This is a genomic window from Candidatus Corynebacterium faecigallinarum, assembly GCF_052264515.1.
Taxonomy (GTDB): domain Bacteria; phylum Actinomycetota; class Actinomycetes; order Mycobacteriales; family Mycobacteriaceae; genus Corynebacterium; species Corynebacterium faecigallinarum.
Window position 1 is genome coordinate 1 of record NZ_JBQQOC010000028.1, and the last position, 21,548, is coordinate 21,548.

The 21,548-nt window shown below is 67.5% G+C and carries 21 protein-coding genes; 16 read left to right on the forward strand and 5 right to left on the reverse strand.

Annotated features, from left to right (window positions below; all coding sequences use genetic code 11):
• Positions 1–119 precede the first annotated feature (119 nt).
• The 13 genes from nucS to ACTXPP_RS12205 all read left to right on the forward strand — a co-directional run bounded on the left by nucS (position 120) and on the right by ACTXPP_RS12205 (position 13,623).
• On the forward strand, positions 120–812 hold the full coding sequence (gene nucS / locus ACTXPP_RS12145) for an endonuclease NucS (RefSeq protein ID WP_301495080.1): 693 nt from the start codon (positions 120–122) through the stop codon (positions 810–812).
• A 29-nt stretch (positions 813–841) separates the two neighbouring features.
• Entirely contained in the window at positions 842–1,177 is a 336-nt protein-coding gene (locus tag ACTXPP_RS12150; RefSeq protein WP_301495081.1) for an Rv1322 family protein, read from the forward strand.
• A gap of 77 nt (positions 1,178–1,254) precedes the next feature.
• Positions 1,255–2,229: a tetratricopeptide repeat protein gene (locus ACTXPP_RS12155; RefSeq protein ID WP_443342371.1), complete on the forward strand. Its 975-nt coding sequence runs from the start codon at positions 1,255–1,257 to the stop codon at positions 2,227–2,229.
• Between the two features lie 76 nt (positions 2,230–2,305).
• Entirely contained in the window at positions 2,306–3,169 is an 864-nt protein-coding gene (locus tag ACTXPP_RS12160; RefSeq protein ID WP_443342373.1) for an ABC transporter ATP-binding protein, read from the forward strand.
• Positions 3,170–3,195: 26 nt separating this feature from the next.
• Positions 3,196–4,149, forward strand: coding sequence for an NUDIX hydrolase (locus ACTXPP_RS12165; protein ID WP_301520449.1), 954 nt, complete (start codon positions 3,196–3,198; stop codon positions 4,147–4,149).
• A gap of 43 nt (positions 4,150–4,192) precedes the next feature.
• A complete protein-coding gene (locus ACTXPP_RS12170) occupies positions 4,193–5,485 on the forward strand; it encodes a THUMP-like domain-containing protein (protein ID WP_301495089.1) in 1,293 nt (430 codons plus the stop codon).
• Between the two features lie 162 nt (positions 5,486–5,647).
• Positions 5,648–6,436 carry an electron transfer flavoprotein subunit beta/FixA family protein gene (locus tag ACTXPP_RS12175; protein ID WP_301495091.1) on the forward strand — a complete coding sequence of 263 codons (789 nt, stop codon included), beginning with the start codon at positions 5,648–5,650 and terminating at the stop codon, positions 6,434–6,436.
• 51 nt (positions 6,437–6,487) lie between these two features.
• Complete coding sequence (locus ACTXPP_RS12180) at positions 6,488–7,441, forward strand: electron transfer flavoprotein subunit alpha/FixB family protein (RefSeq protein WP_301495093.1); 954 nt, start codon at positions 6,488–6,490, stop codon at positions 7,439–7,441.
• Between the two features lie 164 nt (positions 7,442–7,605).
• Positions 7,606–9,234 (forward strand): cation:proton antiporter, encoded by a 1,629-nt coding sequence (locus ACTXPP_RS12185; RefSeq protein WP_443342377.1) that lies wholly within the window; start codon positions 7,606–7,608, stop codon positions 9,232–9,234.
• A complete protein-coding gene (locus tag ACTXPP_RS12190) occupies positions 9,231–10,427 on the forward strand; it encodes a cysteine desulfurase family protein (RefSeq protein WP_301495096.1) in 1,197 nt (398 codons plus the stop codon). The genes ACTXPP_RS12185 and ACTXPP_RS12190 overlap by 4 nt, the downstream gene beginning before the upstream one ends.
• A gap of 12 nt (positions 10,428–10,439) precedes the next feature.
• A complete protein-coding gene (locus tag ACTXPP_RS12195) occupies positions 10,440–11,447 on the forward strand; it encodes an ATP-grasp domain-containing protein (protein WP_443342380.1) in 1,008 nt (335 codons plus the stop codon).
• 59 nt (positions 11,448–11,506) lie between these two features.
• Complete coding sequence (gene mnmA / locus ACTXPP_RS12200) at positions 11,507–12,646, forward strand: tRNA 2-thiouridine(34) synthase MnmA (protein ID WP_301495108.1); 1,140 nt, start codon at positions 11,507–11,509, stop codon at positions 12,644–12,646.
• On the forward strand, positions 12,643–13,623 hold the full coding sequence (locus tag ACTXPP_RS12205) for a hypothetical protein (RefSeq protein ID WP_443342382.1): 981 nt from the start codon (positions 12,643–12,645) through the stop codon (positions 13,621–13,623). Before mnmA ends, ACTXPP_RS12205 begins: the two co-directional genes overlap by 4 nt.
• A gap of 23 nt (positions 13,624–13,646) precedes the next feature.
• Here ACTXPP_RS12205 and ACTXPP_RS12210 read toward each other — a convergent pair whose 3' ends face one another.
• The 5 genes from ACTXPP_RS12210 to ligA form a co-directional block, all read right to left on the reverse strand.
• The gene (locus tag ACTXPP_RS12210) at positions 13,647–14,345 is read right to left on the reverse strand and encodes a M23 family metallopeptidase (protein WP_301495102.1); all 699 of its coding nucleotides are present in this window, start codon (positions 14,343–14,345) and stop codon (positions 13,647–13,649) included.
• Positions 14,311–14,649, reverse strand: a complete 339-nt coding sequence (locus ACTXPP_RS12215; protein ID WP_301495104.1) for an antibiotic biosynthesis monooxygenase family protein — start codon at positions 14,647–14,649, stop codon at positions 14,311–14,313. Before ACTXPP_RS12215 ends, ACTXPP_RS12210 begins: the two co-directional genes overlap by 35 nt.
• The gene (locus ACTXPP_RS12220) at positions 14,637–16,112 is read right to left on the reverse strand and encodes an ATP-binding cassette domain-containing protein (RefSeq protein ID WP_301520446.1); all 1,476 of its coding nucleotides are present in this window, start codon (positions 16,110–16,112) and stop codon (positions 14,637–14,639) included. Before ACTXPP_RS12220 ends, ACTXPP_RS12215 begins: the two co-directional genes overlap by 13 nt.
• 66 nt (positions 16,113–16,178) lie before the next feature.
• Complete coding sequence (locus ACTXPP_RS12225) at positions 16,179–16,361, reverse strand: GNAT family protein (protein WP_301498858.1); 183 nt, start codon at positions 16,359–16,361, stop codon at positions 16,179–16,181.
• A gap of 141 nt (positions 16,362–16,502) precedes the next feature.
• A complete protein-coding gene (gene ligA / locus ACTXPP_RS12230) occupies positions 16,503–18,587 on the reverse strand; it encodes an NAD-dependent DNA ligase LigA (protein WP_301525273.1) in 2,085 nt (694 codons plus the stop codon).
• 339 nt (positions 18,588–18,926) lie between these two features.
• Here ligA and ACTXPP_RS12235 point away from each other — a divergent pair, with 339 nt between their 5' ends.
• From ACTXPP_RS12235 to ilvA, 3 genes are all read left to right on the forward strand, one after another.
• Positions 18,927–19,049 carry a hypothetical protein gene (locus tag ACTXPP_RS12235; RefSeq protein ID WP_301520561.1) on the forward strand — a complete coding sequence of 41 codons (123 nt, stop codon included), beginning with the start codon at positions 18,927–18,929 and terminating at the stop codon, positions 19,047–19,049.
• A 133-nt stretch (positions 19,050–19,182) separates the two neighbouring features.
• Positions 19,183–19,869, forward strand: a complete 687-nt coding sequence (locus ACTXPP_RS12240; RefSeq protein WP_301520560.1) for a 3'-5' exonuclease — start codon at positions 19,183–19,185, stop codon at positions 19,867–19,869.
• Positions 19,870–19,897: 28 nt separating this feature from the next.
• Positions 19,898–21,505 carry a threonine ammonia-lyase, biosynthetic gene (ilvA, locus tag ACTXPP_RS12245; protein WP_301520559.1) on the forward strand — a complete coding sequence of 536 codons (1,608 nt, stop codon included), beginning with the start codon at positions 19,898–19,900 and terminating at the stop codon, positions 21,503–21,505.
• The last annotated feature ends 43 nt before the right edge of the window (positions 21,506–21,548 follow it).

Here is a 21,548-nt window from a genome sequence, read left to right on the forward strand (position 1 = left end):
TGGTGTCCTGGCTGGAGTCCGCGCCGTCGGAGCGCATGGTACGTCCGGCCACCCGCATCTCCCGTCGTAACGGCCTGCACTGAGTTTCCCGCGGGACCCCATCGGGTAGCCTGTCACCCATGCGTCTGGTGATCTGCCGTTGTTCCGTCGACTACGAAGGTCGACTCGCCGCCCACCTCCCGGAGGCCGACCGTCTGGTGATGGTCAAGGCCGATGGTTCGGTCAGTATCCACGCCGACGACCGCGCCTACAAGCCATTGAACTGGATGACCCCGCCGTGCAGCCTCACCGAGGTCGATGCCACCGAGGAGCAGCAGGACGCCGGTATCCAGCAGGTCTGGCAGGTGGAGAACCCGAAGGGCGAGCTGCTGAGCATCCGGATCTTCGAGGTGTACTCCGACACCGCCCACGAGCTGGGGGAGGACCCTGGGCTGGTCAAGGACGGTGTGGAAGCCCACCTTCAGGAGCTACTCGCCGCCCAGATCGACGTCCTCGGTGATGGCTTCAGCCTGATCCGCCGCGAGTACCCCACAGCGATCGGCCCGGTGGACATCCTGTCCCGCGATGCCGATGGGGCGACCGTCGCGGTGGAGATCAAGCGTCGCGGCGGTATCGACGGTGTCGAGCAGCTCACCCGGTACGTCGACCTGCTCAACCGGGACGAGTTGCTCGCCCCGGTCCATGGGGTGTTCGCCGCCCAGGAGATCAAGCCGCAGGCCCGTACCCTCGCCGAGGACCGGGGATTCCGGTGCGTGACTCTGGACTACCAGGAGATGCGTGGCGTCGAGTCCGATGAGCTTCGTCTCTTCTAACGCCGTTCGTTCCGAGGAGTACTGAACCCATGCCCCGACGTAACCGGCCGCGGGGACACGGCCGTCCGGACTCCCGCGGTACCCGCAACGGTTCACCACGCGAACTGCCGCGCGACGGTGCGTCCTACCTCGGCACCTGGCGCGAGGACGGGCCTGGTTGGTCGGCCAGCTCCGCATATGGCGGCACCGAGACCTACCTGGTGCGCCGGATGGGCGCTACCGCCGCGGTCAAGCACTACGTCTGCCCGGGGTGCAACCAGGGCATCCCACCGGGTGTCGCCCACCTCGTGGCGTGGCCGGACACCCTCACCGGTGCCGAGTACCGCAGACACTGGCACACCGCCTGTTGGCAGCGTCGCCGATAGCAGGCACCGATGACAGGCGGCGATAGAGGACGGGAGTCTGCCGCGGCGGTGTCCGGTGGTGGTTAGGATGGGTGGACATGAGCACACCGAACTATCCCGCACAGCGGCCTGGCGGACCGTCGACTCCTGATCGTTTCGCCTCCCGGGCCGTTGACCTGGGGGCCTTGAAGGAAGCGTCCGATCAACGACAGCGTGCCGCGGAGCGGACCCGCGAGGAGGCGGCGTCCGGCACGAAGGTCCCGCGGTCTACTATTGTCACCGCCGAGAGTTTCGAACAGGATCTCGTGGTCCGGTCCACCCAGGTCGCCGTGGTGCTGCTGTTGGGTAGCCCGCGGGCCGAGGGCTGTGGTGAGATGTCCGCCGAGTTCACCCGGCTGGCCGAGGCGCAGGACGCCGACGGTGTGCCGGTGCAGTGGGTCTTCCGTGAGGTCAACGTGGACACCACCCCGGAAATTGCCCAGGCTCTGCAGGTCCAGGCGGTGCCGACGGTGCTGGCCCTGGCCGCTGGTCGTCCCCTGACCAGCTTCGAGGGGGTGCAGCCTGCCGAGCAGATCGGCCAGTTCATCGAGGCGGTGGTACGCACGGTCGACGGAAAGCTGCCCGGTCTGCCGGATTCGGAGGGGGACGCACCGGACGCGGGTGTGACCGGTTCCGCTGACGACTCCGGTGCTGATCCGCGGTTCGACGCTGCTGCAGAACTGCTGGAGGAGGGGGACTACCGCGGCGCGGTGTCGGTCTACGACCGGATCATCGCCGAGTCCGCCGCCGATGAAGACAATGGTGCCGAGATCGCCGACGAGGCCCGTTCGGCCCGGGTCACCGCCCTGTTGCTGGAGCGCACTGCCGCCGGGACCGCGGACAGCATCGACGAGCAGCTCTTGGCGGGGGAGCGCGAGCAGGCCTTCGACACCCTCATCGAGCAGATCCGCACCAGCGCCGGCGATGAGCGCACAGCCGCCCGCGACCGGCTGCTGGAGATCTTCGCCATGTACGACGCGGCAGATCCCGCGGTCATCGACGCGCGAACCAGGATGGCCTCCGCCTTCTTCTGAGCCGGCCCCTGGCTCTGCCCCGGCGATACCCCCACCGGCCGGGTGCTGCGCCTGCGATCGGAGTGGATAGGGCACGATGGAGGATGTGAACGACACGATCATCTCGACCCCGGCCACGACTGACGCACTGGACGAGGACCTCGTCCTGGATCTGCGCGAGGTCACCCTCGTCCGCGACGGGCGCACCCTGCTGCACCCGGTGACCTGGCAGGTGGAGGTGGACGAGCGGTGGATCATCATCGGTCCCAACGGCGCGGGCAAGACGTCGCTGTTGACCATCGCCGGCGCCCGCGAGTACCCGAGCTCCGGCAGTGCCCGGATCGTCGGTGAGACGTTGGGACGCACCGACGTGCGGGAGCTACGCACCGCGGTGGGCATGTCCTCGGCGGCGGTGTCCCACCAGATTCCCGGCGATGAGCGGGTACTGGACCTGGTCGTTTCAGCCGGTTACGACGTCTTGGGTCGGTGGCGGGAGGTCTACGAGTCCGCCGACGAGGTCCGTGCGATGGAGATCCTGGAGCAGATGGGGGCGTTGCACCTGGGTGACCAGGTGTGGGGGACCTTGAGTGAGGGTGAGCGAAAGCGGGTGCTCATCGCCCGGGCGCTGATGACCGATCCCGAACTGCTGCTGCTTGACGAGCCCGGGGCTGGCCTGGACCTGGGGGGCCGTGAGGACCTGGTGTCGATGCTGGGCGAGCTCGCCGCGGACCCGGATGCCCCGGCGATGGTCATGGTCACCCACCATGTCGAGGAGATCCCGCCGGGATTCACCCATGGCATGATCCTCGACGAAGGGCATGTGGTGGCCCAGGGGCTGCTGGAGGACGTGATGACTTCCGGGAACCTCACCCGCGCCTACCACCAGCCGATCAGCCTCACCATCGACGAGCACCGGTACTTCGCCCGGCGCACCCGACGGGGTGGAAGCCACCGGGCCTGAGGTGAAAGATCGCTAAGGTGGAGGGCATGGAGGACGGCATGGACGACAACAAGGTTGACGGACCCCAGGATTCTGGTGACACCGCCAGCGGCCCGGAGGGGACCGTTCCGGTGACTCCGCGGTATGCGTCGACGGTGCTGCTGTTGCGGGACACCCTCAGCGGCCCGGAGGTGTATGTCCAGGAGCGGGCCAGCACGATGCGCTTCTGCGCGGAGATGACGGTCTTCCCCGGTGGCGGCGTCGATGAGCGCGACATGCCCGGCGACGTCGACGGCGACGGCCACGACTCCCCGGACATCGGCTGGCAGGGGCCGTCGACCGACTGGTGGGCCGAACGTCTGGGCACCACCCCGGACGTGGCCCGCGCCCTGGTGTGTGCCGCAGTGCGGGAGACCTTCGAGGAGTCCGGGACCCTGCTGGCAGGGCATGCGTCCTCGGCATCGGCGACGGTGCGGGACACCACGTCGTATCTGCCGTACCGGGCGGAGCTGGAGAACCACCGGCTGGCGTTCTCCGACTTCCTCAGTGCCCACGACCTGGAGCTGCGCAGTGACCTGCTGCGTCCCTGGGCGAACTGGGTGACCCCGGAGAGCCAGCCGATCCGCTACGACACCGCCTTCTTCGTCGCGGCGATGCCGGAGGGCCAGGAGGCCTACGGTGACACCCGGGAGGCGACCTCCACCGGATGGTTCCGTCCCGGCACGCTGCTGGACGGCTGGCGCAACCGCAAGATCAATCTCATGCCACCGACCTGGGCGCAGCTGAAGATGCTCGACACCTTCCGCAGTGTCGACGAGATCATGGAGTTCGCCGCCGCCCTGCGGGTCGATCCGGTGCGTGAGGAGCCCGTGGACGTGCCCTATATGGCGGAGTACTACCTGCTGGAGACCCGGATGTACGGTTACCCGGAGCGGGTCTTCGCCCCGGGGATGAAGTTCGCCGTGGATCCGGAAGACCTGCCGCCGTCCCCGTTCTCGTGAGTGGAGCGACCGTGAATGGAATAGGCGTGAGCGGAGTGGTCCAGTGAGTCTCACCCGCGACGAGCTTGACTGGCTGGCCGCACACCCCGGGGCGGTCGAGGCCGCCTCCGCACTGGCGTTGACGAAGTCCTCGACCGTGCGGGATGTGGGCGAGTTGCGGGGGGCCTACGGTGAGCGGGCCCGGGCGCTGGTGGAGTTGGTCTCCGCGCGACGTAGTGCCGCTGCCGGCGGGAAGATGCCGGCGGACTGGTGGGTCTGCAGTGACTCCGCCCAGCAGGCCACCCCGTCATTGGTCGCTGCCGAGCGTGCCCGGGTGATCCGGGATGCCCTGGATGACGGCGCCGGTGCCGCCTCCGGTTCTGGTGGGGCGGCAGCGGCCGTGGTCGCCGATGTGACGTGTTCGGTCGGTACCGAGCTGCCGCACCTCGCCGCCCACGTTGCTCTGGTCATCGGTGGGGACCTGGACCCGGCCCGGTTGGTCATGGCGTCCCGCAACATCGCCTTGGGCACTGACGGGGGCGCTGACACAACCGCCGCGACCGCGGCGCGCACGGTCCTGGTGCGCGCCGACGCGGTACGTCCGGCGTTCGCCACCGGGGCAGTGGACGTCGTCGTCGCCGATCCGGCGCGTCGCACCGCACGTGGCCGGATCCGTGACCCGAAGGACCTTATCCCGCCACTGCCGGACCTGCTCACCGCTTACGGGCTGGATCAGGACGGTCATTCGGCCCCTGGTGCGCCAGCCCTGGCGGTCAAATGCGCCCCGGGCATCGACTACAGCGGGTGGCGGGGCCAGGTCGACGTGGTCAGCGTGGACGGTGGTGTCAAGGAGGCCTGTCTCTACAGTCGCGGCCTGGCCTCCCACGACCGCCGTGCGGTGGTCTTCCGCGACGGTGTGCGAGGTGAAGTGACGTCCTCGGAGGACGAGTCCGACGCGGTCGGTGAGGTGGGACGCTACATCCTCGATCCGGACGGCGCGGTGGTGCGCGCCGGACTGGTGCGTCAGTACGCCGCGCGCCTGGGCTGGTGGCGGCTGGACCCGCATATCGCCTATCTCACCGGTGACCGTCTGGATGATGCGGTGCGTGCCGGGCTGGTGCCCGGGCAGCGGGTGTTCGAGGTCCTCGACACCGTCCCGGTCAAGAAGCTGAAGGCGGCGCTGGCGGGATTGTCATGTGGCCGCCTGGAGGTTCTGGTGCGTGGTGTGGACCTGGATCCTGATGAGCTGAGGAAGAAGATGAAGTTGCGTGGCTCCGAGTCACTGACTGTGGTGGTGGCGCGGGTCGGCGACACACCGGTGGCCGTCATCGGACGTGAAGCTCCCCTCCGGGGGTAGTGATAAAAGAATATTTTTCTGGCCAGCCCGAGGATAATTGCAGGTCGGCATGGGTGTGCCGTGACCGGCGTCAAAAAAATGGCTCGATTGTGGGCAACATCACCGCCACTTCCGGGTAGACTCCGACTTCGAGAAAAGCACACCAAGCAGGAAGGCCTACGAATGTCGAACATCGTGGTTCTGGTCAAGCAGGTGCCGGACACCTACTCCGAGCGCAAGCTGACTGATGACGACTTCACCCTCGACCGTGAGAGCGCGGATGCGGTCCTCGACGAGATCAACGAGAACGCCGTCGAAGCGGCACTCCAGCTGAAGGAGGCCGGCGGAGACTACAACATCGTCGTGCTCTCCGTCGGTCCCGCCAGCGCCAAGGACGCACTGCGCAAGGCGCTCTCGCTCGGTGCAGACGAGGCCATCCTCGTCACCGACGACGCCCTCGCCGGCTCCGATGCCCTGGGCACCGCCTGGACCCTGTCCAATGCACTGAACCTGGTCGATGACATCGAGCTGATCATCACCGGTAACGCTTCCACCGACGGTGTCGCAGGTGCGGTCCCGGGCCTGCTGTCCGAGTACCGCCAGATCCCGGCCGTCACCCACCTGCGCACCCTCGAGGTCGCAGGCGGCAAGGTCACCGGTGAGCGAGTCACCGAGGACGGCGTCTACAACGTCGAGGCCCCGACCCCGGCCATCGTCTCGGTCACCGAGAAGGCCAACACCCCGCGCTTCGCCGTCTTCAAGGGCATCATGGCCGCCAAGAAGAAGAAGATCCAGGAAGTCTCCCTGTCTGATATCGGCGTCGACCCGTCCAACGTCGGCCTCGCTGCCGCCGCGACCCAGGTCACCGCCGCTGCCCCGAAGGCAGCCAAGGAAGCCGGCGAGATCATCACCGACGAAGGAGACGGCGGCAACAAGCTGGTCGAGTTCCTCGCAGCCCAGAAGCTCGTCTAGTTCACCCATTTCGATCTACACCTCGAACCTTTCGCGAAAGGAAACACAACCATGACCAACGTCCTGGTACTCGTCGAGCACACGCAGGGTGAACTGAAGAACTCCACCCTCGAGCTCATCACCGCCGCCCGCGTCTTCGGCACCGTCGGCGCCGTCGTCGTCGGCGCCCCCGGCACCGCCGAGAAGCTGCAGTCCGACCTGGCTGCCGCCGGTGCAGAGAACATCTACGCCGCAGAGTCCGACGCTGCCGCCGACCTCGTCGTCACCCCCTCGGTCGACGCCGTCTCCGGCCTGGCCGCACAGTTCCAGGTTCCGGTGATCGTCGCCGCCGGTGCCGCCGGCAACGAGATCGCCGGCCGCGTCGGCGCCCGCGTCGCCTCCGGTACCCTCTACGATGTCATCGGCATCAACGAGGACCGCTCCGCACAGGGCTCCATCTTCGGTGGCGACTTCACCGTCACCGCCACCGCCGGTGGCACCGCCCCGGTGTACACCCTGCGTGCCGGTGCCGTTGACCCGGAGCCGCAGGCTGCCGCCGGTAACGTCTTCCCGGTCGAGCTGCCTGCCGCCGGTCCGACCGCCGTGACCGTCACCTCCTTCTCCCCGGCGGAGAAGGCTGACCGTCCGGAGCTCACCGAGGCGAAGATCGTCGTCTCCGGTGGCCGTGGTGTCGCCGGTACCGACGGCTTCACCAACGTCGTCGAGCCGCTGGCCGACGTCCTCGGTGCTGCCGTCGGTGCCTCCCGCGCCGCCGTCGACGCCGACTACTACCCGGGCAAGTTCCAGGTCGGCCAGACCGGTAAGACGGTCTCCCCGAACCTGTACATCGCCCTGGGCATCTCCGGTGCGATCCAGCACAAGGCCGGTATGCAGACCTCCAAGACCATCGTCGCCGTCAACAAGGACGAGGAGGCCGGCATCTTCGAGATCGCCGACTTCGGCGTCGTCGGCGACCTGTTCAAGGTCGCCCCGCAGGCCACCGACGCCCTCAAGGCTCGCGGCTAGTACAGCGTCCCACCCTCCCCGCCGCACCACGGTGCGGCGGAGCGGACGACACGACCCCCGTCGTGCAGTGTGCATCATGCACACCGCAGGTCGGGGGTCGTCGCCGTCTAGACTGGGTGACCTGACGAGATCCTGAGATACCGACAACAGGAGTGATCGACCCCGTGACGACCCTCTTCGTCCTCATCTGCCTGATGCTTGCCACAGTGCTCACCGTCGGTGTCGGTGACCGGATCGGACTGCCGTGGCCGGTAGTGCTCCTGCTGGTCACCACCGCGGTGATGTTCGTGCCCGGAACGCCCACCGTCGAGGTGGACCCCGAGCTGATCCTCCCGCTGTTCCTGCCACCACTGCTGTGGGCGCTGGCCCGCCGGACATCCTGGGGTATGTTCCGCGACCAGTGGCGCACGATCCTCAGCCTGTCGGTCGGTCTGGTTTTCATCACCGTGGCCGTGGTCACCGGTATCACGCTGTTGCTGATTCCCGGGGTCGGACTGGTCGCCGCCCTGGCACTGGCAGCCGCTGTCGCCCCGCCGGACCCGGTGGCCGTGGAGGCCGTCGCCGAGCCCGCCGGAATCCCGCGCCGGATCATCGGTTCGCTGCAGTCTGAAGGACTGTTCAACGACGCGGCCTCGCTGGTGATCTTCAGCGCGGCGATCACCGCCGCGGCATTCCACGACGACATCCACTGGATCGAGGCCGGCGGTACCTTCGTCTACGCCGCCCTCGGCGCGGTGCTGCTCGGTTGGCTGGTCGGTCGGCTCTCGGCCGTGGTTCTGGACTGGCTCGACTCCCCGGTCGCCGGCAATGCCTTCACCTGGGTGCTGCCCTTCCTGGTCTACCTCGGCGCCGAGGAGATCCACGTCTCCGGGGTGATCGCGGTAGTCGTGGCCGCAGTCGAACTGACCTCGCGCATCGACGCCACGGCAGCGGACGCCCGGTTGACTGGCTCGGCGTTCTGGGAGGTCACCGAGCTGCTGATCACCGGTCTGGCCTTCGGTCTGATGGGGATGAACGTCCGTGACGCAGTCATCGACGACTCCACCGACCACCTCAACCCCCTGTGGTGGGGGCTGGTGATCTCGGTGGCTCTCATCGCAGTGCGGTTCGTCTGGATGGCTTCGCTGCTGCGTCGCAACCGGACGAAAAAGGGACGCTACCGCGCTCCCGTACGCTTCACCGACGTGATCCTGCTGACCTGGTCCGGGATGCGCGGTCTGGTGACCTTCGCCCTGGTGCTGTCACTGCACCCGGCGGATTTCCCGATGCGCGCGGAGTTCACCATCGTGGCTTTCGTCGTGCTGCTGTGCACCATGGTGATCCCGGGACTGACGCTGCCGGCGCTGACTTCTTATCTGCGTCGGCACCACGATCTACAGGACCTCGACGACAAGCTCACCGAGCAGGCGCTCGACGAGGCCTATGAGTCGGCGGTGCGGGTTGTCGAGCGCCGTATCGGGGACAGGCTGAGCCCGGAGCAGGCTGCCCGGATCACCGAACGACTCGGCGTGGTCCGGTCGACATCGCCACTGGACGACGGTTCGGACGACCTTGCCGACGCGGTCCTTGGGGACGGGGCGAAAGTCGATGCCGAGGAGGCACGCCGCCGCCGGGAGCGGGCAAGGAACGCTACCCGTCGGGTGGTGGAGATCCGCCGTGACTCCCTGCATGCCGCCCAACGTTCGTTGGCGGCGGCCCGCTATCGTAAGGGGGTCGACCCCGAGGCGATTTCCGAGAAGATGCACGAGATCGACCGCCGACTGCTCTCTCTGCCGAAAGACCACCACGAATGACCTCGACCGCCCACCGTGTCTATGCCGACCATGCCGCCAGCGCCCCCTTGCGGAACGTCGCGGTTCAGGCGATGGCGGAGACCGCAGGCCTGCTGAACCCGGCCGGCCAGTACGCCTCGGGCCGGGCTGCGTCCAGGGTGGTCGAGGACGCCCGGGAGACCATCGCCGACCTGCTGGGCGCGGACCGCGCCGAGGTCGTCTTCACCGGCTCGGGGACCGAGGCGGACACGATCGCCGTGCAGGGACTGGCGTTCGGTGCGCTGGCGTCCCGCGGGGCGCGGGTGATTCATTCCTCAACGGCCGAGCATCCGGCGGTGGGGGAGTCGGCGGACTGGCTGTGCGGGGGTATGCCGATGCCGGACGGACCTGCGTTCAGACATGCGCCGTTGCCGCTGGACGCCTCCGGACGCCCTGGTGCGCCAGAGGCGCCCCTGGACCCGGCCACCGATGCGGTGGTCACCGCGATGTGGGCGAACAACGAGACCGGCAATATCACCGACCTGGCACCGATCATCGTCGCCGCCGAACCTGCCGGGGTGCCGGTGCACGTGGACGCCGTCCAGGCCGTGGGTCATCTCCCGGTGGACTTCCACGGTCTGGGCGCGACCACGTTGGCGGCCAGTGCCCACAAGTTCGGCGGCCCCAAATCGGTGGGCGTTCTGTTGACCCGCCGCGACGCGGTGTTGAAGTCCCCGCTGCGCGGCGGCGGCCAGGAACGCGGCATCCGCTCTGGGACCGTGAATCCCCAAGGAGCGGCGGGTACTGCTGCGGCACTGGCCGAGGCCGTGTCGCAGATGCAGGACGAGCATGACCGTCTGGCCGGCTACCAGCGGCGACTGCTTGCGGTGGTGCGCTCGATCCCTGACGCGGTCATTCACACTGACACCGGTACTGACACAGGTACCGGTGCACTGCCCTCCCACGTGCACGCGAGCTTCCCCGGGGCCGAAGGCGACAGCCTGATCATGCTGCTGGATGCCGCCGGTGTGGACGCCTCCACCGGCTCGGCGTGCTCGGCGGGAGTCAACCGGGCGTCCCACGTCCTCACCGCCATGGGTGTCGACGTGCCGACTGCCCGCGGTGCACTGAGGCTGACCACCGGCCCGGCGACGACGGACAAGGACATCGACCGTCTCTGCGCTCTCCTGCCGGGTGTGGTGGATCAGGCCCGTGCAGCCGGTATGGCGTACTGAGGAGGAGAATACGTGAACCGTATCGGCATCATCGTCACCGACCCGTCCTACTACCCACCCGAGGACCCTGACCACGACACCCCGCCGCTGCTGGCCGCCCTGCGGGAGCGGGGCGCGGACGCGCAGGCGGTGTCCTGGCGCGACACGGACGTCGACTGGGCGTCCTATGATCTGTTGGTCATCCGCAGCCCCTGGGACTACGTCGGGCATGCCGCGGAGTTCAGCGCCTGGTTGCGCACCATTGAGGCGACCAGCGTCCCGCTGTACAACGACGCCACCCTGATCCGCTGGAACATGGACAAGCGCTACCTCGAGGAGCTTTCGGCGCGCGGGGTCGGGGTCGTCCCGACGCGGTACCTCGCCACCGCAGCAGAGGTGGACGCAGCGTTCACTGAGGACGCTGAGGACGCTGAGGACGCTGAGGACGCTGCGGACACCGCCGGGGAGCAGGACGCACCGTCCCCGCGGATCGTCGTGAAGCCGACGGTCGGTGCGGCTTCCTCGCGAACCGGACTCTTCGAGGCGGACGACCCGGCTGCGGCAGAGCTGGCCCGGGACATCGTGACCTCCGGGGGCGTGGCGATGCTCCAGGCGGAGGTGCCGGAGCTCTCCGAGGGGAGGGAGAAGGCGGTGTACCTTGTCGGCGGCCGGTTCACCCACGCTATCGCGAAGGGAGCGCTGCTCGCCCCGGGAGGCGGATTCCTCGGAGGGGTTTACCAGGAGCACCCGGTCATCGTGGAGGCGACTCCGGACGAGAAGACCTTTGCCGTACGGGTATTCGACGCCGTCAGTGCGGTGACCGGTTCCGTCCCGCTCTACGGCCGCATCGACATGGTGGAGACGGCCGAGAGTGACGGACGCGGCCTCCTCCTGCTGGAGGCGGAACTCTTCGAACCGGCATTCAACCTCCACCTGGTTCCCGAGGTCGCCGCGACCTTCGCTGAAGCGATCCTGGACTGTCTCCCAGTAGGATCTCCGGGCAGCTTCCGGCCATGTGACCAGGGTGCTCCTGCGGTGTAGGGTGAGGGGTTGTCCAATATTGGGTCGTCCAGCACCAGAAGGAAGTGAGGCAGGAGAGCATGCGGGTCGTCGCGGCAATGAGCGGAGGGGTCGATTCCTCGGTGGCGGCATCCAGGGCACTGGAGGCCGGCCACGAGGTCATCGGCGTCCACCTGGCGCTGTCGCAGTCCCCGGAGGCGGTGCGTGCGGGCTCGCGCGGCTGCTGCTCCCTGGAGGATTCCGCCGACGCCCGCCGCGTCTGTGACTCCCTCGGCATCCCGTTCTACGTCTGGGACTTCTCCGACCGCTTCAAGGCCGATGTCATCGACAACTTCGTCGAGTCCTACGAGATCGGTGAGACCCCGAACCCCTGCCTACGCTGCAACGAGAAGATCAAGTTCGAGGCACTGCTCGACCGCTCCATCGCCCTGGGCTTCGACGCGGTGGTCACCGGCCACTACGCCCGGTTGCACGACGGGGTGATGCGCCGCGGCATCGACGACAACAAGGACCAGTCCTACGTCCTCGGTGTCCTCACCGACGAGCAGCTCGACCACTGCATGTTCCCGGTCGGGGACACGGTGAAGCCGGACATCCGTGCCGAGGCCAAGGACCTCGGCATGGGTGTGGCGTCCAAGCCGGACAGCCACGACATCTGCTTCATCCCCGACGGCCGGACGCAGGCTTTCCTGGGCACGAAGATCGGAATGCGTCCTGGCATCGTGAAGTCGGTGGAAGGGGAGACCCTCGCCGAGCATGACGGTGTCTACGGTTTCACCATCGGCCAGCGCAAGGGACTGGGGCTGCCCGGCCCCGCCGCCGACGGCCGTCCCCGCTACGTCACCGACATCAACGCGGAGACCGGCACAGTGACGGTCGGACGCCAGGACGACCTGCGCATCGGCCACATCACCGCCGACCGACTCAAGCGTCTGGACCCGGCGAAGTACGGAGAGACCTTCGAGTGCGAGGTGCAGGTCCGTGCTCACGGTGGTGTGGTGCCGGCGACGGCGACGCTCACCGGTGCGGCGTCCGACGGCCCGGAAGCCGCCGTGGAGCTGGAACTGCATGAGCCGCTCCGCGGCGTCGCCCGCGGTCAGGCCGCGGTGGTGTACCTGCCGGACGCCGAGGGTGACATCCTTATCGGTTCCGGGACGATCAGTGCGACCGCCCCGTGGCAGGGCGCTGAGGCCGCTGAAGCCGGAGCACAGTCCGCGTGACCCGCTTCGCCTGGTGGGAGGACGTCCGGACCACCCACACCGACCTGCGGGCAGGCCTGGCCGCGGCCGCGCGCCGCACCCGTGACGTCGACGAGGACGTCGGGGCTGTCCCGCCGCTGAGCCTGCCACAGTCGTCGGTGGGTGAGGGGCTGCTGCCGACGACCGCGGCCATGGGTGTGCTGGTCGGTGGACCGTACCTGCGCTCGCACTCCCGCGGCTGGGAGGTTGCCCCGGGCAAGACCCTGGACATGCGGGCCTTCCTGGGCCGCCAGCATGAGCTGACCGACATCATCGCCGAGTCCATGGCCGGGACCGACCGGCTGATGGTCCATGTCGTCGGGCCGTGGACCTTCGGTGCGTCGGTGGAGTACCGCGGGCACCCGCTCTGCTTCGACCGTCCGGCGTTCCGCGATGTTGCCCTGGCACTGGGGGAGGGTGTGCGCGAGTTCTGCGATGCCGTCGGTGCTTCCGTGGTGCACGTCCATGAGCGGGGCTTCGCCGAAGTGACCTCGCGGTTGGTCGGTGCCACCGAGTTCGAGACCATGAGCGTGGACCGGGAGATCGCTGTGAACGTCGACCGGCGTTTCGTGGAGCAGGTGACCGGGGTTTCCGTCGGTGACGGGGAAGACGAGACCCGCCAGGTTGTCCTCGATGCTGGCTGCCTGTACCCGGAACTGGCACACCTGGGGGCAGACACTCTCGTGGCCGACGAGCTCACCGACGATGTCGCCCGGCTGATCGATGCCGGTCAGTCGGTCGCCTGGCGGGTCGATGAAGAGTCGGCGAAGGCCGGTAGTGAAGAGTTGGCGCGCCGGGTGATGCGTACCTGGAAGCAGTGGACCTTCGACACCGAGACCCCGAAGCCGCAGATCGACCTGGTGGTGACCGGTGGCCCGGAGGATGTCCTCACCCCGAATGCGGCGGCCGAACTGGCGCGGACCGTCCGTGGTGCCGCGGCGCTACTGCACCGGAACTGACGCAGACGGTCATACAGCAGAGATCACCGCTCAGGGAGATCCACGATCTCGCCGTTGCCCGGTAGACCGCCGTCGAATGACAGCGGAACCGCCTGGGCACGTGCAGCGTCGGGAGAGTCCATCGCCTGGACGTGCAGGTGGGGTTCGGTGCTGTTCCCTGAGTTCCCGCAGGCACCGAGTGGTTCGCCGACAGTCACCCGCTGCCCGGCACGGACGGTGATGCTGCCCCGTTGCAGATGGCACAGTGCGATGACTGGTGCTGGCGTGTCTGCTCCGGCCGAGTACGGGAGGAGAAAGATGCTGTTGCCGGAGAGCGACCTCCACCCCGCCGCAGCCCGGCGGCTTTGCGTGAGGGCGTATCCGAGGGACGGAAGCCCCCGATAGGCAGGGTGGTCCGGCTCCCCGTCGTGGACCGAATGGACCACGGCATCGACCGGGGACAGCACCGAGCGTCCGAAACCGGGGAAGTGGTCCGCGGACTCCGGGCGCAGAAGACCACGCCACGTCACCCGGGCGGTACGTCCTGACTCGTCGACGGGGACGAAGTCGATGGCGTACGAGGTGGCGAACGCCTCGGTTCCGTGGCTGGGGACGCGGTTGGCCGGACTGTTCTGCACCAGCCATCTGCCGGTGAACGGGTAGGCCAGGTCGACCACCGGACCATTGTCGGGAACGTTGCCGTTGGAGTTACTCCGTGGACTCTGCGGATTCTGCGATGGCATCGAAGTCCACGACCTCGAACTCGAGCAGGTCGGCGCCGGTGGCCACCGGCTGCTTGCCCTCACCCGAGTGCGGGCCACTGTGTGCCGCACGAGCCGGTCCCTTGGCCCACGCCTGGAAGTCCTCCTCGGTGGCCCAGTGAGTCACCACGAAGTAGCGGTCGTCGCCCTTGGTCGGGCGCAGCAGCTGGAAGCCCTCGAAGCCGGGGGAGGAGTCGACGGTGTGGGCACGGGCGGCGAAGCGCTTCTCGAGCTCGGGGCCGGCACCGACGGGAACGCAAATTGCGTTGATCTTCACGACAGACATACCCGTGAGCCTACCTTCAACCGGTCGAGCAGGACCTCGTCATGGCTGACAATGATCAGTGCTCCCCGGTAGGACGCCAAGGCATCCACCAGAGCATCCACCGTCGCCAGATCCAGGTTGTTCGTCGGCTCATCGAGGATGAGCAGCTGGTTCGTCGGCTCGGCCAGCAGGAGCCGTGCCAGCGAGACCCGGAATCGCTCACCGCCCGAGAGGTCGCGGACGCGCCGGTCGACCTCGTCCTGCCGGAACAGGAACCGGGCCAGTTGCGCCCGGATCCGCTGCGGGTCTACATCCGGCGCGGCAGCACGGACGACGTCGAGCGCCGTGGAGTCCTCGTCGAGGTCGTCACTGCGTTGCGGCAGGTAACCGAACCGGTCGGTGTGCAGCACGCCACGTCGGGCGTGGACGAGGTCTTCGAGCAGAAGGGTCTTTCCGGAGCCGTTGGCACCGGTGACCGCGAGACGTTCCGGCCCCTGCAGGACCAAGGTGCCGGTGCCGGGGACTGCGCCAGTCCCTGTCTTGCCCACCGGTAGCTCGGCAATGACCTTCCCGGCCGGGACACCCGGATCCGGGAGGTCGATACGGACCCGGTCGTCACGGCGGACCGCGGACGCCTTCTCCTCGACAGCGGCGCGCGCGGAATCCACGTCGGCAGCCATCGCCGTGCGGAGCTTGCCCGCGCTGACCTGGGCCTCCTGCTTCCGGTTGTTCATGATCTGTTTCGGACGCCGCTTGTTGGCGAAGTCCTTCTTCGCATACGACTGTCGGCGGGCCAGCTTGGTCTGTGCCTCCACCTGCTGTCGCCGCTCGGTCTTCAACGCCTGTTCGGCGGTACTGAGTGCCTGCTCGGCAGCGGCCTGCTGACGCGCCAGATGCTCCCGGTAAGCCGAGTACGGCCCACCGAAGACCGTCAGCAACCCGGTATGCAGCTCGGCGGTGTGGTCAATGAGGTCGAGCAGTTCGACGTCATGGGACGCCACGATGAGCATCGTCTGTCCGCCCGATAACGTGCCGACCCGTCGGGTCAGCTCGACACCGTCCAGCCCTGCGGCGGCGAGGGCGGAGAGACTGCGCTCGCCAATGTCCCAGTCGTCACCGACCGCCTCGAAGTCGTCTTCGTCGGTACTGCCGTGCTCGATTGCATCGAGGGCATCGAGGACGTCGCGGATGCCGAGCAGGTCGGCGACCGTGGCATCGGTGTCCAGGGTGAGTCGTTGCGGCAGGTACCCCACTGCGTCGGGTTCTCCAGAACCGGGGACCGATAGATGCCCGGAGGTGGGGGAGAGTTCACCGGCGATGGTGCGGAGCAGTGTGGACTTGCCGGTGCCGTTCGCACCGGTCAGGCCGGTGCGGACGGCGCCGAATGTGGCGGTGAGGTGGTCGAGGACGGGTGTTCCGTCCGGCCAGGTGAATGTGAGGTCGTCGAGGACGACGGAAGAATTCGTGGGGTTCGTGAATAACACGGGGGCCTCCCGGTGATCAGCGGTCGCGCTGATCGGAGCAAGGCCGGGAAGGCGGGCTCTACGACGTCAGCGCACGGACAGGGGCACGGTGGGGAAGTCGCAGATGATCATGGGGATGAGCGCTGCCTCAATAGCGTCCCGGTGTGCAGGAGTGAGGAAATCGTGGGTGACGTGCACCGCACTGCGCCACACCGCGACCAGCTGTGGGTAGTCATCCGGGACGAGAGCTGGACGTGGAGCAGAGTTCATGGAGCGGGTTTCTTGGTATGCGGAAATCAGGTCCTCCGTGGAATCCGGAGTGACCCCGGTATTGCGGAAGTTACTGCAGTCGACTGTAGTACAACCGACTGCAGTAACTTTCGCGCTATTGTCCCGGTGGAACTACAACTATCACACCGCGTCCGGCCCCTCGGCCAGGAGTTTCTCGAATCCGGCCTCGTCGAGGACGGGAACCCCGAGGTCCTCGGCCTTGGTCAGTTTCGAGCCGGCCTTTTCGCCAGCGACGAGGAAGTCGGTCTTCTTCGACACTGAGCCGGATGCCTTGCCGCCGCGGGATTCCACCACCTCCTTCGCACTGGTCCGGTCGAAGTTCTCCAGCGAGCCGGTGACCACGACGGTCAGTCCGGCGAGGGTCTGTTCGGGACGGTCGGACTCCTCGACGATCTGTTCCATCCGCACCCCGGCCGATGCCCAGGCGTCCACGATCTCGCGGTGCCAGTCCACGGCGAACCAGTCCTTGACAGACTGGGCGATGATGCCGCCGACCCCGTCGATCTCCGCCATCTCCTCGACAGAGGCGGCGTCGATCGCCGGAATGGACTGCAGCTTCGCCGCCAGGGCCTTCGCCGCGGTCGGGCCGACGTGCCGGATCGACAGGGCGGTGATCACCCGCCACAGGTCGACCTGCTTGGCGGCTTCGAGGTTGGCCAGCAGGATCTCGCCGGGCTTGTTCAGCTTCCCTGCCTTGGTGGTGTAGGCGCTGGTCGTGGTCAGGTCATCGGCCGTCAGGGAGAACAAGTGGCCCTCGTCCGGAAGGACGCCGGAGGCGATGAGGTCGTGGGCGGCACGCTCACCCAGGGCGTCGATGTCGAAGGCGCCGCGTCCAGCGAGGTAGTTCAGCCGGTTCTGCAGCTGTCCGGGGCAGTAACGGGTGTTCGGGCACCGCCAGTCGGCGTCGCCCTCCTTGGTCGGGGCTAGGGGAGTGCCGCACTCGGGGCACAGTGACGGATAGACGTACTCCCGCTCATCGCCGGTGCGCGACGACTCCACCGGGCCCAGGACCTCGGGGATCACCTCGCCAGCCTTGCGGATCATCGCCCGGTCGCCCAGGCGGACTCCCTTGCGGTGAGCTTCGGTGGCATTGTGCAGCGTCGCCATGGTGACCGTCGATCCCGCGACGTAGGTCGGTGTCATCACCGCGTACGGGGTGGCCCGGCCGGTGCGTCCGATCCCGACCCGGATGGACTCCAGGGTGGTGACCGCCTCCTCCGGCGGGTACTTGTAGGCGATCGCCCAGCGTGGGGCACGACTGGTCGCACCCAGGTCCTGCTGCTCTGAGACATCGTCGACCTTCACCACCAGACCGTCCATCTCGTGGGCGGCGTCGTGGCGGTGCTCGCCCCAGTAGGTGACGGCGTCCAGCACGTCCTGCGCGGTGTGCACCTGCCGGGTGTAGGGGCTGACCGGCAGGCCCCAGGACTCCAGGGCGCGGTAGGCGTCGTGCTGGCTGGTCGGGGCGAAACCCTCGCGGGCGCCGAGCCCGTGGCAGATCAGCCGCAGCGGACGCTTCGCGGTCTCCTCGCTGTTCTTCTGCCGCATCGCCCCGGCCGCAGCATTGCGCGGATTGGCGAAGAGCTTCTTGTCTTCGGCCTGCCTGTCGGCGTTCATGGTGGCGAAGTCCTCGACGGTGATGAAGATCTCGCCGCGGATCTCGACCAGCTCCGGCACCGGGAACTCCTCGGAGGCGGTGAGCTGGTCGGGGATGTCGTCCAGGGTGCGGGCGTTGTGGGTGACGTCCTCGCCGGTGGACCCGTCGCCACGGGTCAGCGCCAGGTCGAGGCGACCATTGATGTAGAGCAGGTTGATCGAGGCGCCGTCGATCTTCAGTTCGGTGAGGTAGGTAGGTGCCGGGGTGCGGTCGAGCCACTCCTGCATCTCGTCCAGGCTGAAGACGTTGTCGAGGCTGAGCATCTGTTCACGGTGGTCGACATTGCGGAACGGGGAGTTCGCGGGGGAGGGGGCGACCTCCTCGGTGGGGCTGGTGCCGTCGACGGCCTCCGGGTGCTCGGTCTCCAGGGCGGTAAGCTCCCGCAGCAGTGTGTCGAAGTCCGCGTCTGAGATCTCCGGTGCCTCGTAGTAGTAGAGCTCACGGTGACGGCGGACCTCGCCGGCCAGACGCGACCAGCGCTCGCTGTGGCTCTCGGCGGACGTGTCGGCAGCAGTCTCAGCTGAAGTCTCAGGGGGTGTCTCGGTCACGGTGACCAGTCTAGCGGGAGGGTCGGACGCGATGTCCGGACGTTGCGGTGGGGGTGGATTGTTCTGTCAGTAGGTGAGTTTCTACCCACAGTGGTCGGGGGTGGTGTGTTCCGCATCACAGCAGGTGGGGGTAGGTTTCTTGCCGCTTGATATACATATTTCAGTTGCGGTTGGCTGGGTGTCCAGCGATAACAGGGAACCGAGGATGAAAGTATCGGGGTCAATCGACGGCTGAGGGGTGGAGCTGCGTTTGTCGGCGATCTAGTTTTGTCACCACGACATCCGCCAGATGTGCCACGTGTCCGACCGAGAGACGTGTTCGACCGAAAGGACAATGCCATGTTCAACCTCCTGAGCCGTGAAGAGATCTCCGAGATGACCTCCGGTGCCAGCTACTACCTCTTCGGTGACGATGAGGCCCTGGCCATCGACACCCCGGAATACGACGACTTCCTCATCTAGTCAGTCTCCACCGGGTCCTTCGCGGACCCGTACACCACCACCGTGCCCCGGGCATGCCGGTTTTCGTGCATGCCCGGGGTTCGCTCTTGTGCTGCGACAGTTCGTGTCCGAGGGGGCCTATAGAGTGGCAGTCATGACGACCGCCGCACACTTCGACCCGACCCGACTGCTGAGTTTCGACCTCGAGACCACCGGCACCGACCCGCTCGCCGCCCGCATCGTGACCAGTGCGTTGATCACGATCAACAGACGAGAGGTCGACAAGCTGGAGATGCTCGCCGACCCCGGGATCCCGATCCCGGAGGGGGCCTCCAAGGTGCACGGCATCTCCACCGAGTACGCCCAGGAGCACGGTCGGCCCCATGACGAGGTCCTTGCCGAGACCATCCAGCGCATCCGGGACGGGTGGAAGGCCGGGGCGACCCTGGTCGTGTACAACGCCTGCTACGACCTCACCGTGCTGCGTTCCCTGGAGCCCACGTTCACCGTGGACGGCCCGGTGGTCGACCCGTTGGTGATCGACAAGGCCAAGGACCGTTTCCGCAAGGGTGGGCGTCAGCTCGAACGGGTCTGTGAGCACTACGGGGTCACCCTGGGTAACGCCCACGAGGCGACCGCGGACGCCCTGGCCGCCGCCCGCGTGGCCTGGAAACTGGCGCGGGCCTACCCGGAGATCACCGAGATGACCTCCGACGACCTCATGGTCAACCAGGCCACCTGGCACTACGAGACACAGTCCAGTCTCAAGGAGTACTTCGAGAACCAGGGCAAGCCGGAACGTGCAGCGACAGTGAACACCTCCTGGCCGCTGCAGGCCTGAGCGGGACCCTTCAGTACGATGAAGCACTATGGCTAACTCGGCAGCGAACACCCCGAACACCCCGGAAGCCCCGGCGACCCCGAAGACATCGGCGGAGTACCTGCGGGACATTGTCGCCGCACCCGTGTACCGCGCCGCGAGGCACACCCCGCTGGAGGCGATGCCCGGGCTGTCGGAACGCACCGGCAACCGTGTGCTGGTCAAGCGTGAGGACCTCCAGCCGGTGCACAGTTTCAAGCTGCGCGGTGCCTTCAACCGCATGTCCCAGCTGCGGGGCTGCCCCGGTGTGGTCACCGCCTCGGCAGGCAACCATGCCCAGGGTGTGGCGCTGTCGGGCCAGGAACTCGGTATCCGCTCGGTCATCGTCATGCCGGTGACCACCCCCTCGATCAAGGTGGACGCCGTCCGCGGCTTCGGCGGTGAGGTAGTCCTTCACGGCGAGAACTTCGACGCCGCCCAGGCCCGGGCCCGCCAGCTCGCCGAGGAGGAGGGGCTCGAGTACGTGCCGCCCTTCGACAACGAGGCGGTCATCGCCGGGCAGGGGACCATCGGACTGGAGATCTTCCAGGCCGGGCACGTCGACCGGGTCTTCGTGCCGGTCGGTGGCGGTGGCCTGGCCGCCGGAGTGGCCGTGCTGATCAAGGAACTCAACCCGGAAATCCAGGTCATCGGTGTGGAGCCCGAGGAATCCGCCTGCCTCACCGCCGCCCTGTGGGCTGGCGAGCCGGTGGAACTCGACCATGTCAGCCTCTTCGCCGAGGGTGTCGCCGTCCGGAAGATCGGTACCGAGACCTTCCGCCTGTGCCGTGACTACCTCGACGAGGTCGTCACGGTGACATCCGACGAGATCAGCGCGGCGATCAAGGACCTCTTCGACGACAACCGGGCGATCGCCGAGCCGGCGGGGGCGGTCTCGCTGGCTGGTCTGAAGAAATACGCCTCGGCCAAGGACATCCAGGACGAGACACTGGTCAACGTCCTGTCCGGTGCGAACCTCAACTTCCACACCCTGCGCTACATCTCCGAGCGCGCAGAGCTCGGCGAAGGTGGCGAGGCGATCTTCGCGGTCACCATCCCCGAGGAACAGGGGGCCTTCCTGCGCTTCAGTGAGGTGCTCAACGGCCGGATGGTCACCGAGTTCAACTACCGTGTCGACGGTCGCGACGGTGGTCAGCCCGGTAGCGGCGACGGCGACGGTGCGACCGGTCAGCCCGCCCGGATCTTCGTCGGTGTCCAGCTCAAGGAGGGTAAGGACGAACGGGACGCCATCGCCGATGCCCTGGCCGGAGCCGGTTATGACGTCGTCGACCTCTCCGACGACGAAGTCGCCAAGGAACACATCCGCTACATGATCGGTGGTGTGCCCCCGGCGTTCGTCGACGAGCGGATGTTCTCCTTCGAGTTCCCGGAGCACCCTGGTGCGCTGGTGCACTTCCTGGAGGTGCTCGGCACCAACTGGAACATCACCGCTTTCCACTACCGCAGCCAGGGCATGGACTACGGACGTATCCTAGCCGCCTTCGAGGACGCCCGGTCCACCGACTTCGAGGAGCACCTGTCCGCCCTCGGCTTCCCCTTCGCCGAGGTTACCGACAACCCCTCCTACCAGCTCTTCCTCGCGCCGTCAGGGGAGTAGCAGGCCGGCCACTGTGCAGGCGGGAACAGTGGCCGTCCGGCGT

Coding starts and splice junctions, on each gene's coding strand:
- mnmA (WP_301495108.1), top strand. CDS start 11,507: ATGCGGGTCGTCGCGGCAATGAGCGGAGGGGTCGATTCCTCGGTGGCG.
- ACTXPP_RS12240 (WP_301520560.1), top strand. CDS start 19,183: ATGACGACCGCCGCACACTTCGACCCGACCCGACTGCTGAGTTTCGAC.
- ACTXPP_RS12150 (WP_301495081.1), top strand. CDS start 842: ATGCCCCGACGTAACCGGCCGCGGGGACACGGCCGTCCGGACTCCCGC.
- ACTXPP_RS12225 (WP_301498858.1), bottom strand. CDS start 16,361: ATGAACTCTGCTCCACGTCCAGCTCTCGTCCCGGATGACTACCCACAG.
- ACTXPP_RS12160 (WP_443342373.1), top strand. CDS start 2,306: ATGGAGGATGTGAACGACACGATCATCTCGACCCCGGCCACGACTGAC.
- ACTXPP_RS12175 (WP_301495091.1), top strand. CDS start 5,648: ATGTCGAACATCGTGGTTCTGGTCAAGCAGGTGCCGGACACCTACTCC.
- ACTXPP_RS12155 (WP_443342371.1), top strand. CDS start 1,255: ATGAGCACACCGAACTATCCCGCACAGCGGCCTGGCGGACCGTCGACT.
- ACTXPP_RS12235 (WP_301520561.1), top strand. CDS start 18,927: ATGTTCAACCTCCTGAGCCGTGAAGAGATCTCCGAGATGACCTCCGGT.
- ACTXPP_RS12165 (WP_301520449.1), top strand. CDS start 3,196: ATGGAGGACGGCATGGACGACAACAAGGTTGACGGACCCCAGGATTCT.
- ACTXPP_RS12215 (WP_301495104.1), bottom strand. CDS start 14,649: ATGTCTGTCGTGAAGATCAACGCAATTTGCGTTCCCGTCGGTGCCGGC.
- ilvA (WP_301520559.1), top strand. CDS start 19,898: ATGGCTAACTCGGCAGCGAACACCCCGAACACCCCGGAAGCCCCGGCG.
- ACTXPP_RS12180 (WP_301495093.1), top strand. CDS start 6,488: ATGACCAACGTCCTGGTACTCGTCGAGCACACGCAGGGTGAACTGAAG.
- nucS (WP_301495080.1), top strand. CDS start 120: ATGCGTCTGGTGATCTGCCGTTGTTCCGTCGACTACGAAGGTCGACTC.
- ACTXPP_RS12210 (WP_301495102.1), bottom strand. CDS start 14,345: ATGCCATCGCAGAATCCGCAGAGTCCACGGAGTAACTCCAACGGCAAC.
- ACTXPP_RS12190 (WP_301495096.1), top strand. CDS start 9,231: ATGACCTCGACCGCCCACCGTGTCTATGCCGACCATGCCGCCAGCGCC.